This is a genomic window from Limisphaera ngatamarikiensis, from assembly GCF_011044775.1.
Classification (GTDB): domain Bacteria; phylum Verrucomicrobiota; class Verrucomicrobiia; order Limisphaerales; family Limisphaeraceae; genus Limisphaera; species Limisphaera ngatamarikiensis.
The window spans coordinates 22,080-35,943 of the sequence record NZ_JAAKYA010000015.1; the positions used below are offsets into that span (position 1 = coordinate 22,080).

The 13,864-nt window shown below is 66.3% G+C and carries 15 protein-coding genes; 3 read left to right on the forward strand and 12 right to left on the reverse strand.

Going from position 1 to position 13,864, the window contains the following annotated elements; genetic code table 11:
• Positions 1-9 precede the first annotated feature (9 nt).
• From hypE to G4L39_RS03175, 9 genes are all read right to left on the reverse strand, one after another.
• The gene (gene hypE / locus G4L39_RS03135; protein WP_165105846.1) at positions 10-1,062 is read right to left on the reverse strand and encodes a hydrogenase expression/formation protein HypE; all 1,053 of its coding nucleotides are present in this window, start codon (positions 1,060-1,062) and stop codon (positions 10-12) included.
• 73 nt (positions 1,063-1,135) lie between these two features.
• A complete protein-coding gene (gene hypD / locus G4L39_RS03140) occupies positions 1,136-2,248 on the reverse strand; it encodes a hydrogenase formation protein HypD (RefSeq protein WP_165105847.1) in 1,113 nt (370 codons plus the stop codon).
• Positions 2,232-2,528, reverse strand: coding sequence for a HypC/HybG/HupF family hydrogenase formation chaperone (locus tag G4L39_RS03145; protein WP_165105848.1), 297 nt, complete (start codon positions 2,526-2,528; stop codon positions 2,232-2,234). The genes hypD and G4L39_RS03145 overlap by 17 nt, the downstream gene beginning before the upstream one ends.
• 83 nt (positions 2,529-2,611) lie before the next feature.
• Positions 2,612-3,841, reverse strand: a complete 1,230-nt coding sequence (trpB, locus tag G4L39_RS03150) for a tryptophan synthase subunit beta (protein WP_165105849.1) — start codon at positions 3,839-3,841, stop codon at positions 2,612-2,614.
• 125 nt (positions 3,842-3,966) lie between these two features.
• Positions 3,967-4,554 (reverse strand): type 2 periplasmic-binding domain-containing protein, encoded by a 588-nt coding sequence (locus G4L39_RS03155; RefSeq protein ID WP_165105851.1) that lies wholly within the window; start codon positions 4,552-4,554, stop codon positions 3,967-3,969.
• 51 nt (positions 4,555-4,605) lie between these two features.
• Positions 4,606-4,920: a hypothetical protein gene (locus G4L39_RS03160; protein WP_165105852.1), complete on the reverse strand. Its 315-nt coding sequence runs from the start codon at positions 4,918-4,920 to the stop codon at positions 4,606-4,608.
• 45 nt (positions 4,921-4,965) lie between these two features.
• Positions 4,966-5,658 carry an RNA polymerase sigma factor gene (locus G4L39_RS03165; protein ID WP_165105854.1) on the reverse strand — a complete coding sequence of 231 codons (693 nt, stop codon included), beginning with the start codon at positions 5,656-5,658 and terminating at the stop codon, positions 4,966-4,968.
• Complete coding sequence (locus G4L39_RS03170) at positions 5,655-6,533, reverse strand: DUF3106 domain-containing protein (RefSeq protein ID WP_165105855.1); 879 nt, start codon at positions 6,531-6,533, stop codon at positions 5,655-5,657. The genes G4L39_RS03165 and G4L39_RS03170 overlap by 4 nt, the downstream gene beginning before the upstream one ends.
• Positions 6,534-6,698: 165 nt before the next feature.
• The gene (locus G4L39_RS03175) at positions 6,699-7,193 is read right to left on the reverse strand and encodes a hypothetical protein (RefSeq protein ID WP_165105856.1); all 495 of its coding nucleotides are present in this window, start codon (positions 7,191-7,193) and stop codon (positions 6,699-6,701) included.
• Positions 7,194-7,789: 596 nt separating this feature from the next.
• Here G4L39_RS03175 and G4L39_RS03180 point away from each other — a divergent pair.
• The 3 genes from G4L39_RS03180 (at position 7,790) to G4L39_RS03190 (ending at position 9,793) form a co-directional block, all read left to right on the forward strand.
• Positions 7,790-8,509, forward strand: coding sequence for an energy transducer TonB (locus tag G4L39_RS03180; protein WP_165105858.1), 720 nt, complete (start codon positions 7,790-7,792; stop codon positions 8,507-8,509).
• A gap of 123 nt (positions 8,510-8,632) precedes the next feature.
• Positions 8,633-9,304: a MotA/TolQ/ExbB proton channel family protein gene (locus tag G4L39_RS03185; RefSeq protein WP_240893762.1), complete on the forward strand. Its 672-nt coding sequence runs from the start codon at positions 8,633-8,635 to the stop codon at positions 9,302-9,304.
• 57 nt (positions 9,305-9,361) lie between these two features.
• Positions 9,362-9,793: an ExbD/TolR family protein gene (locus G4L39_RS03190; RefSeq protein ID WP_165105859.1), complete on the forward strand. Its 432-nt coding sequence runs from the start codon at positions 9,362-9,364 to the stop codon at positions 9,791-9,793.
• A 314-nt stretch (positions 9,794-10,107) separates the two neighbouring features.
• Here the strand turns inward: G4L39_RS03190 and G4L39_RS03195 are convergent, their stop codons facing one another.
• From G4L39_RS03195 to G4L39_RS03205, 3 genes are all read right to left on the reverse strand, one after another.
• The gene (locus tag G4L39_RS03195) at positions 10,108-10,653 is read right to left on the reverse strand and encodes a hypothetical protein (protein WP_165105860.1); all 546 of its coding nucleotides are present in this window, start codon (positions 10,651-10,653) and stop codon (positions 10,108-10,110) included.
• Positions 10,654-10,852: 199 nt separating this feature from the next.
• Positions 10,853-12,100, reverse strand: a complete 1,248-nt coding sequence (locus G4L39_RS03200; protein ID WP_205880746.1) for a TRAM domain-containing protein — start codon at positions 12,098-12,100, stop codon at positions 10,853-10,855.
• 172 nt (positions 12,101-12,272) lie between these two features.
• Positions 12,273-13,583 carry an ATP-dependent 6-phosphofructokinase gene (locus tag G4L39_RS03205; protein WP_165105863.1) on the reverse strand — a complete coding sequence of 437 codons (1,311 nt, stop codon included), beginning with the start codon at positions 13,581-13,583 and terminating at the stop codon, positions 12,273-12,275.
• Positions 13,584-13,864 lie beyond the last annotated feature (281 nt).

Below are 13,864 nucleotides of genomic sequence, written 5' to 3' on the forward strand. Positions count from 1 at the left end.
GCCGGGGGATCAACAAATCCGGGGCAATTGTTCGCCGCTGAACATGTCGAGGATCCGGGGGGCACCGATGCGGCTTCGGAGGGTGACCCGGCCCTGGCCGGGTCCGCGCACCTCGCCGATCCGGGCTGCGGGAAGGTCGGGTGCCGCCTCGCGCAGCAGTTCCAGGGCGCGGTCGGAATCCCCGGGTGCCACGACTGCGAGGAACCGGCCTTCGTTGGCCACGTGCAGCGGGTCCAGGCCCAGGATTTCGCAGGCGCCCTGCACTTCCTCACTCACGGGAACGGCGGACTCGTCCACCAGCAGGTCGAGTCCGGTGGTTTCGGCCAGTTCAACCAGGGCGCTGGCCAGGCCGCCGCGGGTCAGGTCCCGCAGGCATCGCACCTGCACTCCGTTTTCGATCAGCCGGAAGACCGGATTCACCAGCGGCGCGCAGTCGCTGGTGATGGAGGTCTCAAAGCCGAGCCCTTCGCGCACGGCCATGATGGCCACGCCGTGTCGACCCACGTCCCCATTGATCAGGAGATGGTCACCGGGTTGGATGCGGTCGGGACCGATCCGTACGCCGGCGGGGATCCGGCCGAGGCCGGTGGTTGTGATATAGAGACCGTCGGCCCGGCCGCGGTCCACGACCTTGGTGTCGCCCGTGACGAGGGGGACGCCCGCGGCCGCGGCCGCCTGGCGCATGGATTGCACCACGCGCCGGAGGGTGTCGACCGGCAGACCTTCCTCAAGGATGAACGCGGCCGAGAGTGCCACCGGCCGTGCACCGCACATGGCCAGGTCGTTGAGGGTGCCGTTGATGGCCAGTGTGCCGATGTCGCCGCCGGGGAAGAACAGGGGGCGCACCACGTAGGCGTCGGTGGTGAAGGCCAGTTGTTCGCCCCCCAGGTTCAGTTGCGCGCCGTCGTGACGGGCGGCCAGGGCGGGGTTGTCAAACGCCGGGAGAAAGATCTCTTCCAACAACCGGTGCATGAGCCGGCCGCCGCCGCCGTGCGCCAGCAGGATGTTTTCGTAGCGGCTGATCGGAAGGGGACAACTCGTTCCCGTCGGAATGTCGTTCATGGCCGGATCGGTATGCGGCCTTGGGCGGGTGCGAGGCAAGCGCGTTTGGGGCGGTTGTGGGGCCGGGCCGGGTTCAACCCGTTGTCGGCGCAGGCCGGGCCGGGTTGCGCCGGTAGCGGTAGTAGGCGGCGCAGGCGCCCTCGCTGGAAACCATGGTGGCGCCCAGGGGATGTTCCGGTGTGCAACGCGTGCCGAAGGCGGGGCATTCGATGGGCTTTTTGCGTCCTTGAAGGACCAACCCGCTGATGCACTCGCCGGTTTCAGGGCGGGAGTCCACCGTCAGGTCGAACCGACGTTCGGCGTCGAAAGCGGCGTATTTTTCGCGCAGGCCCAGACCGCTGGCCGGGATCCGGCCCAGTCCCCGCCATTGCCGGTCCACCACCTCGAACACCTCCTGCATCAATGCCTGGGCAGGGCGATTGCCTTCGCGGCGGACAGCCCGGGCGTAGGCGTTTTCGACCCGCGCCTCGCCGCGCTCAAGTTGTCGGACGCAGCGGTAGATGCCCTGCAGGATGTCGAGAGGTTCGAACCCGGTGACCACCATGGGCACGTGGAATTGTTCGGCCAGGGGTTCGTATTCCGTGTAACCCATGACGGTGCAGACGTGTCCGGCGGTGAGGAATCCCTGGATGCGGTTGTCCGGCGAGCTCAGCAGGGTCACGATGGCGGGCGGGACCCGGACATGGGAAACCAGGAGGGAAAAGTTTTTCAGGCCGAGACGGTGTGCCTGAAGCACCGCCAGCGCATTGGCCGGCGCGGTGGTTTCAAACCCCACGGCAAAGAAGACCACATGCCGATCCGGGTGGCGTCGGGCCAGGGCGACTGCATCGAGGGGGCTGTAAACCATGCGCACGTCCCCGCCGGCGGCCTTCACCGAGAGCAGGTCCTCCTTGGTGCCCGGCACGCGGAGCATGTCGCCGAAGGAACAGAAAATCACCCCGGGCTGCCGGGCCAGTGCAACGGCCTTGTCAATCAACTCCACGGGGGTTACGCAGACCGGGCAACCGGGGCCGTGCACCAGGGTCAGGCCCGGGGGCAACAACTCGTCGAGTCCGAACCGGACGATGGCGTGGGTCTGCCCGCCGCAGACCTCCATGATCACCCAGGGCCGGGTCTGACATTTGCGGATGGCTTCGACCAAGCGCCGGACGCCGGCGGCGTCCCGATACTCATCCACGAATTTCATCCGAAAAGCCGGGGTTTTGGGGAGGGGCCAGGCCCGGTGCGGCAAGCTCCTCCAGATCTTCCATTTGCCGCAGGTACTCGAAGACCTGTTGCGCCTCGGATTCGTCCACGACGCTCAGGGCCATGCCGACGTGGACCAGGACATAATCGCCGGGTTTGGCCTCGGGGACGCAGGCCAAGCTGACGTCCTTGACCACGCCGCCGAAGCTGACCCGGCCGGTCCGCTCCAGCGGGTCGTCACCGTTCACGCTCAAAAGTTTCCCTGGTACTGCCAGGCACATGACGGATGATATCTAACCGCAGAATCGAACCCCTTGCAAATCCCGGGGGTGTGCAGCGGGTGCGACGCGGCGGGCGCTCGGTTTCACTGAAGTTGGACACCGCCGGGGAGCTTCAGTCCCAGGCGGGAGGCCACCTGGGCCACGTCCTTGTCGCCCCGGCCCGAGAGGTTGACGATGATCACCTGGTCGGGCCGCATCCGGGGCGCGCGTTTGATGGCCTCGGCGACGGCGTGGGCACTTTCCAGCGCGGGCAGGATTCCTTCGGTTCGGGCCAGCCGTTCGAACGCCTCGAGGGCCTCTGTGTCGGTGGCGTAGGTGTACTCGGCGCGGCCCTGATCGCGCAGCCAGGCATGTTCGGGCCCCACGGCCGCGTAGTCGAGTCCGGCACTGACGCTGTGGGTGAGCTGGATCTGGCCCCATTCATCCTGCAGGAGGTAGGATCGGGTGCCCTGCAGGACACCGAGAGAACCGCCCTGAAAGCGGGCGGCGTGTTTGCCGGGCAGAATCCCTTCGCCGCCGGCTTCAACCCCGACCATCTGAACGGCGGAATCCCCGAGGAAAGCATAAAAGAGTCCCATGGCATTGGAGCCGCCGCCCACGCAGGCGATGAGCAGGTCCGGCAGGCGCCCCTCCTTTTCAAGGATTTGCTGCCGGGCTTCCTCGCCGATGATCTTTTGGAAGTTCCGGACCATTTCGGGATACGGGTGGGCGCCGTAGACGGTGCCGAGGATGTAGTGGGTGGTGCGAACGTTGGTGACCCAGTCGCGCATGGCCTCGTTGATGGCTTCTTTGAGGGTTTGCTGGCCGGCGGTGACGGGGATGACCTCGGCCCCGAGCAGTTTCATGCGATACACGTTGAGGGCCTGGCGGGCGCAATCCACGGCGCCCATGTAGATCACGCATTCCATGCCGAACATGGCGGCGACGGTGGCGGTGGCCACGCCATGCTGGCCGGCGCCGGTTTCGGCAATGACGCGGCGTTTGCCCATGCGCCGTGCGAGAAGGGCCTGGCCGATGCAGTTGTTGATCTTATGGGCGCCGGTATGGAGGAGGTCTTCGCGTTTGAGGTAGATCCGGGCACCGCCCAGCTGGCGGGTCAGACGCTCGGCGAAGTAGAGGGGTGTGGGCCGGCCGCAATACTCCCGCAGGTAATACTCAAATTCGGCCCGGAAAGAGGCGTCGGCCCAGGCGCGGCGATACTCCTGCTCGAGCTCCTCCAACGGATGCATGAGCGTTTCCGGAACGAACCGGCCGCCGTAAGGGCCAAAATGACCACGCGCATCCGGCACCGATGCCAACGTGTTGCGATCCATGAGCGGGAGGTTAGCCCGGGGGACCTGACCCGTCGAGTCGGCGGGGACCGGAAGCGGGGTCGACCCTCGTCCGGATACCTCCCGGGGACCGGCAACCGGCTTGGAGAAACCGGAGGTGGACCGGCTCAACGGCCGGGTCGCGGATCGGTTCGGCGACCCGGTTCCGGCGGTGCGGAGGGCCCCGGCGGGGTGGGTTCCTCCATGCGGCGCCCGTTTTCCCGGCGGAGCAATCGCTCAAAGGCGCGGCGCTGTTCCGGGGTCAATTCCTGGCGGATCCGTTCGCGGGCCTCGGCCAGTTCCCGTTGGATTTGGGGTTGGACGGAGTCCCAGAGCTCGCGGATTCGGTCCTGGCTTTCGCGGATGATTTGTTCGATGCGCGCCCGCTGTTCCGGGCGCAGGTTCAGTTCCCGGGCTGCGCGGAGCAGGAAGTCGGTCCGACGTTGTTCCAGGCGCCGTTGCAACTCGGGTCCGGGCCGGCGCGGCCATTCGGCTGGTGGCGGCAGCAGTGGCGGGGCGGGTGATTCTGTCGGGGGCCGGAATGGCTCATGTGCCCGGGCGAGTCGTGCCTCATGCCGCAGGGACCTGCCCACCAGCACGCCCCCGGTGACAACTCCGGCGGCAAAGATCACCGCCGTGGCGAGGGCGATTTTCCACCAGGCAGGCGAGAAGGCCGGCCTGGTGGACGGTGTACTTTCATTCGGGTTGGTGCTCATGGTACGACTCCGGGGGTTGGGGCCCGGGGCGGCCTGACGCGAGGGCCCCGGTTACCAACCGAGTGAGCTTGAATCTTCCATCACGGCCAGCAGGGTGGTCTCCAGGTCCGGGGCAGGGCCGGTCCCCGAGGGGACGGAATTGCTGCCCCACAACCAGGCACAGAGCACCAGTGCCACAGCCGCCGAGGCCCAGGCGGCCCGGACCAGACCATGAACCCAGGCCAGCACCGGCTCGGGCTCGTGAGCCCCCTGGCGCAACCGTGCCAACACGCGCCGTTCAAACCCCTCCGGCACGGCTGCGGAGGGCGGACAGGCGCGAGCGGCGCGCATCAGTGCCCGGCGCAAATGTTCAACGTCGTGCTTCATGTTCCATTCTGTCCCAAGTCTCAGACGGTTTGCGTTGTCCCGGGGTTACAGGGCATCGTTCGAATGTTCCTCCAGCCAGCGGGCCAGCAGCCGGCGCATCTTTGACCGGGCCCGGAATGCCCGCACCTTGACCGTGGCCACCGACCACCCGGTCAGGGCAGCCACTTCTTTCACGGACCGATCCTCCAGTTCCAAAAGCGTCAATACCAGCCGGTCGGCCGGGTTCAACTGTTCCATCAGCTTTTCCACCAAATGCCGAGCCGCCTCGGCTCGGGAAGGATCCGGATCGGCTGCGTGATGGACCTGGTCGAGGAGCCACTGCTGTTCGACCTCGGAAAGGTCGGTGAAACTGGCTTCCCGGTTCCGGCGGCCGGCCCGGAGCGCGTCGTAACAGGTTCGCACGGCCAGGCGCATCAGCCAGTGCTCGAAGGGCGCGTCCCCGCGGTAGGCGGAGAGTTTTTGGAACGCCTTGATCCAGATTTCCTGTGCCAGGTCCTCGGCGTCGCTTTCCCGACGGACGTAGCGTCGGACGGTCCTGAAAACGCGTGGGCCATGCCGACGCATGAGGACCTCGAACGCGGCCAGGTCGCCACTGCAGGCCGCCCCGACCAATTCACGATCCGATGGACCTTCTCCGGACGCCGGCGTTACGGGGCCGGCCTGCCACGCCTCATCGGTCTGCGGCGGGGTGTTTCCATCCCGGGGAGCGGCCGGTTCTTGATCCGGGGCCTCCGTCATGGCAGCGGCACGGCGTTGGATGCCGGGTGTGACACGGACGGCTGGCCTGCACCGGGAGGCAGCGGCGGGGGTTGAGCCTCGTAGAACCCCGGCGGCAGGGGCGGCAGTTCGGGTACTTGTTGCACCAATCGGCGCCAGCGTTCGCGCTCGGACGGGCTCATGGCGCTCCAGCGTTCGGCATTTTGGAGAAAGGCGCGGCGCTCTGCCGGCGTCATTCGGGCCAGCCGTTCGAAGGACGCGATGACCCTGCGACGCTGTTCCCCGGGCAACTGCTCAAACCGCCGGAGACTTTCCTCGATCTGGCGGCGTTCGGATTCCGAAAGCGTGGCCAGGGCTTTCTGGCGCTCCTCCGGTGTCCATTCGAAGAGCCGGCGGAGTTGACGGGCCACTTCCCGCAGGTCCCGACCTTCGAGACGGGCGTCGGTGTCGTCCGGGGGCGGGGGTGGGGCACCGGTGCGGACCGCCACCCCCATGGGTTCTGCGGCGCCCCCGCCCTGCGGCAGGCGGGGCACCCGACTGAAGTAGTTCAGCGCCAGCTCATCCCGCAGGAACTGATACCGCACCGGCTCGGGCAGGGCATCCCAGATGGCGAGGCGGTCCGCCACCGCCTGGCGCAAATGGGCGGGTACGACCTGGTCGAGGGGCGGCCGGTGATCCGGGGGCTGTTGCATAAGCGAGGTGAGGAACCAGCGCAGTTCCGTGGCGCGCAACCGCAATTCCCGTTCCTCGGCCGGCAACGCCTCGTATTCGCGGACCTTGGCAAGGATCCGGGCTTTGACGGCCTCCGTGCGGTTGCTCAAGGCCTGTTCCCGCTCGGCCGGTCGCATGGCCAGCAACTCGCGGAAAAAGTCCACGGGCGAGCTCGGTGGCGGCATGGGCGGGAGCGTGGATCGGGTGCCTCCCGGGGTTTCGGCGGCGCAGAGCATCCCCGCAATGAGCCCCAGCCAGAGCGCCACGAGCCATGCCCGTCCCCCGGCTCCGCCGGTGCGGAGACGTTGTCCAGTGCAAAGCGCGCAGGGGATGGACCCGGAGCCGGCCATTTACTGGAGGAGCGTGAGCAGTTCCGTGTCGGGACCCGGACCGGCGGGGAGGCGGGCGACCACTTCGAAGTCGGCCCAGACCTCCGGAGGGGCTGCCCATTCGTTCCAGACCCGGACCACCTCGGGACTGACCGGTTGGAAAGCGACGTGGGCCCTCCACCACACCACCCCCGCCAACAGGGCGGTCGCCCCGACCATGGCCCATCGGAACCAGGCTGCGCGTGCCGCGGCCCAAAAGTCCCACCCAGCAGGTATGACCGGGGCGGGCCGGCGGATTTCCCGCTCGATCGCGGCCCGAACCCGGGCTTCAAAACCGGCGGGGAGCTCCCGGTCGGGCAACTCGTAAAGAAGCCGGGTGAGGGCCTCTTCCAGTGCCCATTCCTCGCGCGCCCCGGGATGTGCCTGTAGCCATGCCCGGAGCCGGGCGGACTCTTCCGGCCGCAAAGGCCGCCGCCACAGTTCCGCCCGCAACCGTTCCAGCTCGTCCCTGTTCATGGTTGCCAAGGGGGACAACACCGGTGCCCGGCCAAAGTTGCCCGGGTTTGCGGGTCTCCGGGACTGCCTGGTTTCCGGAGCGGGACGAGGTTGGAAGGCCTTTTGGTGGTTCGGGGCAGAGGCGCCAGGGCCGGCCCGCGTTGTTGATGGGATTCATTTCAGTCCTGTGGCACCCGCGTTTTTCGACCTGGGACGGGGCCTGTCCGGGCCGGGGCTGCCACCAAGACCTCCGGAACCGTTTCAGCGGCACCCTCCCGGTTTGGGCGCAGAAACCGTTGAAGTTGCGGCTTCCGAGGGGTTGGGGCTGCCGGGGTGGAAGTCCGCGGCCGACCCAGGGGTGCAAAAACGGGGACGTACCCCTTGGGAGGCCTGGTTGATTCGCGGGCTTGCGCAGCATTTGCGGAGGTATACACTTTGTTGCCTTAACCGGGGTGAGCCCCCCGGGCGTGCCTGTTCCGGGCGTACAAAACCCTTGGCTGGCCGACGCGGCCGGGCGGGACCCCGTGTTGACGGGCGGGCCGCTGTGAGTTCGTCTGTCCGCGCACCGAGGCCAACCAGGTTGGTACGGCACGAAGAGCGTGGCGTTGAAGAAGCCAATGAGCGAATCAGTAAGTCCGGCAGCAACGGCATATCAACTGAACTCGGACCTGGCCAAGCTGTGTCTTCCGGCGGCCAGCCGGGATTCGTTGCGGCGCCTGGCTTATGTGAACTCCATTTGTGCGGCCTTTTTGCTGGTGGGGCTGGTGGGATTGAAGATGCCGGAGCCGCATGTGCGGGCGATTCCGGAACCGGTGGAAATCGTGCCGGTGGTGTTCACGCCGCCGGATCAGCCCCCGCCGACACCCCAGGAAGACACCATGGAGCAGCCGCCGGAGGAGGACCTGTCCCAACCCACTTTGGACACCCCGGTGGTGGCCACCGTTGTGGCGGCGGATCCGGCCAACGTTGCTTTTGCGGTGCCGGTCCAGGGCCCGGTGATCCTGGCTCCGGCGCGATTTGCGGCTCCGCCTCCCCGGGTGCAAAGACCGCCACCGCCCGCGCCCACACGATTTGTGCCCACGGGGAAGGAGGTCGGGAGTTTTCCGTGGCCGAGGTCGTATCCTCGGCAGGCCCTGTTGGAGCGACAGCAGGGGACGGTAACGTTATTGGTGCAGGTGGGGACGGATGGTCAGCCCACCTCGGTCACCATACACGAGAGTTCCGGGTACGGTACGTTGGATCGGCATGCCCTGGAATGGGTTCGGGATCACTGGCGCTGGCCGCCGGGACCGCCCCGGGCCTATTACGTGCCGTTTGTGTATCAATTGCCCAAATGACGGCGTGGGGGACCTGGCATCCCGAGAGGGCTGCAAAGGACCCGGGTCCCCGGTGCAGACAACGATGGGGCGGCACGCCGGAGGTCGTCCCGAAGTGCAGGTTGAAAAGCAGGAGCAACGATTATGATGCTGGCGAACATTCTGGTGGAGTACTTCGAGATGGGCGGCTGGATCATGTGGCCCATCCTGGTCACGGCCATCGTGGCCGTGGCCGTGGTGGGCGAACGAACCTTCTGGTGGATCCGTGAGGGGTTCCGCCGGGAACCGGAGAAGTTGGAACAGATCTTCGCTGCGATTGAGAACGGCGACTTTCGGAGCGCTGCCCAGCTGTCGCGGGACTCCAGCGATCCGGTGATCCGGATGATCTGGCACGGGCTCAATCACCATCACTCGTCCCTGCAGGGTGCTTTGCAGGTGGCCGCGGGTGCCGAACTGCAACGGGCGGGACGGTTTCTCACGGTCATGGACACAATGGTGACGCTGGCGCCGCTGCTGGGGCTGCTGGGCACGGTGTCGGGGATTTTCCGCACGTTCCTGTCGATCGGCGACGTGGAGCTGGCCGTGGAAAAGGTGACCGGCGGCATCGGCGAGGCATTGATTGCCACCATGTGCGGTTTGGCCATCGCCATCATCTGTCTGATTCCGTTCAACTACTTCACCAGCAAGGTCAGCCGGTTGCAATTCGAGCTGGAATCAGCGGCCACCAACCTGGAGGTCATGGTGGCTGCGGCCAAGAAGCGGGGCTTCGACACCATGGAATTCCATGCGGAAGCCGCCCGGGAGAGAGATTCCTGAGCCGGTGGCGCCGGCCGGAGCCGGCGTTGAATCAACCCATTTGCCGATGAGGCCGTCATGAGAATCGGTTCACCTCTGCCGCACAAGAAGGCGCGGATCGAAATCATTCCGCTGATCGACATCATGTTCTTCCTGCTGGCGTCGTTCATGATGGCCAGCCTCACCATGATCCGGCTGCAGTCCATCAAGATGGACCTGCCCACGGCCACGGCCGCCACGCGCGATTTCAAGCCCGACATCATCAACATCGCCGTGGACAAGCTGGGCGACGTATACATCGAGAAACAGCGCGTTTCCCTGGCGGAGTTGCGGCTGTACCTTTCCAACAAGTACCGGATCAACACCAACGTCCCCGTGTACATCAGCGGGGACAAGGACGCGACCCACGGGGCGGTGATCCGGGTGCTGGACGTGGTGCGGCGCGAGGGCATCCAAAAGGTCTCGTTCGCCATCTCGCCCCAGAGCAGCGGCCCCGAGGAGTCCAGATAGTACGCCTGCCGGGTCCCGGGGTCCCAAACCGGTCAGGCCCGGAGGATCTAGCTTTTCCGTGCCTCTCACCCCGCCAACCGGCGGGCCGGCCGAGGTAACGCCCGCTCGTGGGAGCTGCCGGCGTGTCGGAGGAATCGGTTCAAGCGGGAGAAAAGGGCCGGGGAAGAACTTCGTGCCGGTGATCAGACTTTGAGGGTCCAGGGATCGGACCCTTCATGTAGGCCGGCGACCCGGGCTGGTTTCGTCAACAAGGGCTGCTTGCGGTCTTAGCCCGCAGAACCGGGGCAGGTGAGGGAGCAACGCCTGCCGCCGGGTTAGCGGCGCGGTGCCGTGGCTGGCGCGTTGGTGGCGGCTGCGGCCAGGGCCTCCTGCTGCGCGTTCCACTTCTGCACCAGGTCATTGAATTGCTGCACCAGGTCGTTGTACCTGACGACGATGGCGTTGCGTTCCTCGGCGAGTTTTTGCATCTCCTCATTCTGCTGGGCGATAATCTCGTTCTGTCGCTCGATGTTCGCGTTGGCCTGCGTCAGAGCTTCCTTGTAAACCTCCACCTGCTGCTTGAGCTGTTCGTTCTCGCGGAGGGCCTTGTCCAGTTCCTTGTCCAGCCGGCTCAGCTCGGCCATGTTGGTCTGGATGGTGCTCGTGAGCTGCTTGCGGATGTTTTCCAGCCGCTCGACCTCCTCCTCGGTGCGCTTGACCAGGCCGTTGAGGTTTTGAATGGCCTCTTTCTGGTCCTGCACCTCGTCCACGAGCTGTTGCAGACGCTGCCGCAGCCGTACTTCCCGCTTCCACTGAAACGCCACCAAGCCGCAGAGGGCCAGGGCGAACACCATGAGCAACGTGACCAAAAACGACTTCATACGGTTGAGCGCGTTCGCCGGAACGCAAAGTCAAGTGACGCGGAGCATCTCACGATTCCGCCCGGGTGTCAAAGCCGCAGGAAAGGATGGTGACACGAGAGCCGGTACCGCGAAGGGGCCGGTCAAAGACGGCAACCGGAGAACCAGAGAGACCGGGCCCGGGGAGCTCCGGCGTTCCTCCGGCTCGTGCAGGAAGGGGTCAGGCAGCCGCCGGGCCGGCGGCCGGTGCGGGCCGGATCGGACCGGCATCCGGTGCGGGGTCCGGGCCGGCGTGGTCGGAACCCGACCCTTGCGCCACGGGCGGGGTGCGATGCAATTCGGCCACGCATTCCACGTGCTGGGTCTGCGGGAACATGTCCAGCGGCGTGAGGCCGACGAGCTGGTAGGTGCCCTCGCTGCAAAGGAGTTTCAGATCGCGCGCCAGGGTGGCCGGATGACACGACACATAGATCAGCGCCTGCGGGTGAGCCTGCAGCAGGAGTTGAACGGCTTCGGGGGTCAGCCCTTTGCGGGGCGGGTCCACCACGAAGGCGGATTGATGGGGCGGGGTTCGCTGCAGGATTTCGGGCAGCAGCTCCTCCACGCGGCCGGCGAGGAAAGCGCCGTTGGTGATGCCGCGCCGACGGGCGTTTTCCCGGGCGGCGGTCACGGCGCGCTGGTCGTATTCCACGCCGATGAAGCTTTCCACCGCATCGGCCAGTTCGATGGCAAAGAAGCCCACTCCGCAGTAAAGGTCCACCAGGTGACGCACTCCGCTGCGCCGGACCGCTTCCCGGACCGTGCGCACCAGTTCGGGCAACAAATGAAAGTTGTTCTGGAAGAATGAGTCGGGCGGTACCACCCAGTCGGCGGGCGGAAGCCGGAGCACCACTTTGAGCCCGCTTTTGGGCGGTGGATGAGCCCGGACGTCCTGCAGTTGTCGGTTGATCTCCGGCTCGGCGATCTTGCATTCGAGGACGTCCTCCACCAGCCCGCAGTCCCAGCGCAGGAAACCGACGTTCATTCGGCGTTCGGGTTTGTTCCATTGGCTGCGGACCATGATGCGGTTGCGGTACCCGTAGGGACGGGGACACGGAATGACCGGCCTCACGAGGGAGGGATCGAACCCGCCGATGCGCTGCAACAGATCGGCCACCTGCTTTTGTTTGATGCGGAGCTGGGTTTCGTAACGGAGATGTTGGTACTGACAGCCGCCGCAACGACCGAAGTGGGCGCACTCGGGTTGCACCCGGTCCGGGGAAGGTTCCAGCACCCGGATCAACCGTGCGCGTGCATAATGGGATTTGCGTTCGGTGACCTCCGCCTCCACCGTCTCGCCCACGGCCACGAAGGGCACGAACACCACAAAGCCGTCCACCCGGCCCACGCCTTCTCCGCCGAAGGCCAGGTCTTCGATTCGGAGGGTGAGGCGCTGCCCCACCTGGAGTTGTTGTGCCCGAGCTTCCACGGCATTCAAAGTATGCGAGCCCCGGTTCGCGGCAATGTTCAACCCCTGCCGTGGACCAGGTCTCAAGAGCCGTTCCATTGCCGGAGACCCGGCGCAAAGGAGGAACCGCAGCGCGGTCCGGGCGGCCGCACGGTCGGGGAGTCGTTGACCCGGGAGACTGCCCGGAGCGGATTCAGGTCCAACCGGGCGGCTGACCGGTGCAGGCCAGCACGCTCTTCCAGAGCGGGCCGGCCGGGTCCACGTGCTTCTTGCCGGAAACGGCCAGCGGGATCGGCACCAGGGTAAAGACCCCGTTCCAGAGGCCGACCACCACGTTGGTCTTGCCGGCCATGGCGGCATGGACGGCGTGCCGGGCCAGCGCGTCGCAGAAGATGGCGTCGTCGCTGTTGGCCGGCACACTGCGGATGAGATAGCTGGGATCGAAGTATTTCACGTCCACCGGCACGCCATACTTTCGCATGTGCTGAACGATCCGGTTTTTCAGGAAAGGGCCGATGTCGGGCGGCTTGGGGTTCCCGGAGGCGTCGGTCTCCACCGGTTCACCGGCCAGCAGTTCGCGGCCCACGCCCTCGGCCACCACCACCACCGCATGATGCCGGGCAATCAGCCGCCGCCGCAGGGTCTCCAGAAACCCACGGGGGCCGTCCAGGACCAGCGGCACTTCCGGGATCAGCGTGAAGTTCACCTCCTGGCTGGCCAGCGTGGCCATGGCCGCAATGAAACCGGCGTCCCGGCCCATCACCTTGACCAGGCCCACCCCGTTGTACGCGCTCTTGGCTTCGTTGTGGGCCGCATCCAGCACCTCGCGGGCCTTGTCCACGGCCGTCTGCATCCCAAAGGTCCGCTCGACGTACATCACATCGTTGTCAATGGTCTTGGGTACGCCCACGACCGCGATTTTCAGTCCCCGCCGCAAAACCTCCTCGGCAATGGACCTGGCGCCCCGCAACGTCCCATCCCCACCCACGCAGAGCAACAGGTCAATGCCCCGCGACGCCAGAAAGTCCACCATGACCTCCACGGGTTGCGGACCGCGCGAAGTTCCCAGGACCGTTCCACCCTCCTCGTGAATGGTGTCCACCAGCTCCGGAGTCAACCGGAGCGGCGGCTCCGCCACCGCGGGATTCAACCCCGCGTAGCCGTAGCGCAGCCCCAGCACCTCCGGTACTCCGTAGTTGTAGTGCAGTTCAAGAAAGGCCGACCGGATCACGTTGTTCAGGCCGGGGCAAAGCCCGCCGCAGGTCACGATCGCCGCACGCACCCTCCGGGGATCGAAAAAAAGCCGTTCCCGCGGCCCGGCCTTCTCGAAAAACACGTCAGGTTCAGCCGGGCAGGCCGGATCGCATTCCACCCTGAAGCGCACCCGGGCCGTGTCGGACACGAACGGGGGCACGCCCGCCTCCGGTTGCCGCCCCAGTCGAAGCGGTGAAGGAATTGTGCACGGACCCAACGTCGTAACGGCGGTGTCTTGAGGCTGCAGCATCTTGGTTCCCCAAGTACTCCCCGCAGCCGCCGGGGTCAATGCCGGAGCCCGACAGCCGGCGGGAGAAACCCGATTGTTCCCGACCGGCCGGGGGCGCCACGGTTCCCCGGCTCATGCAAAGTCGTTTCAGGCCGAAAACAGGCCCCCGGGTCTTGTACGTCCGCTTGAAGCAACCTCCCACGAGGCCGGCGACCCGGCCCTGCACCGGCACTGCCGGGCACCGGCGGTGCGGATTTTGGTGAGAAAAAGTCGCAAACTGGCGTCGAGTTCAGCACCCGGTT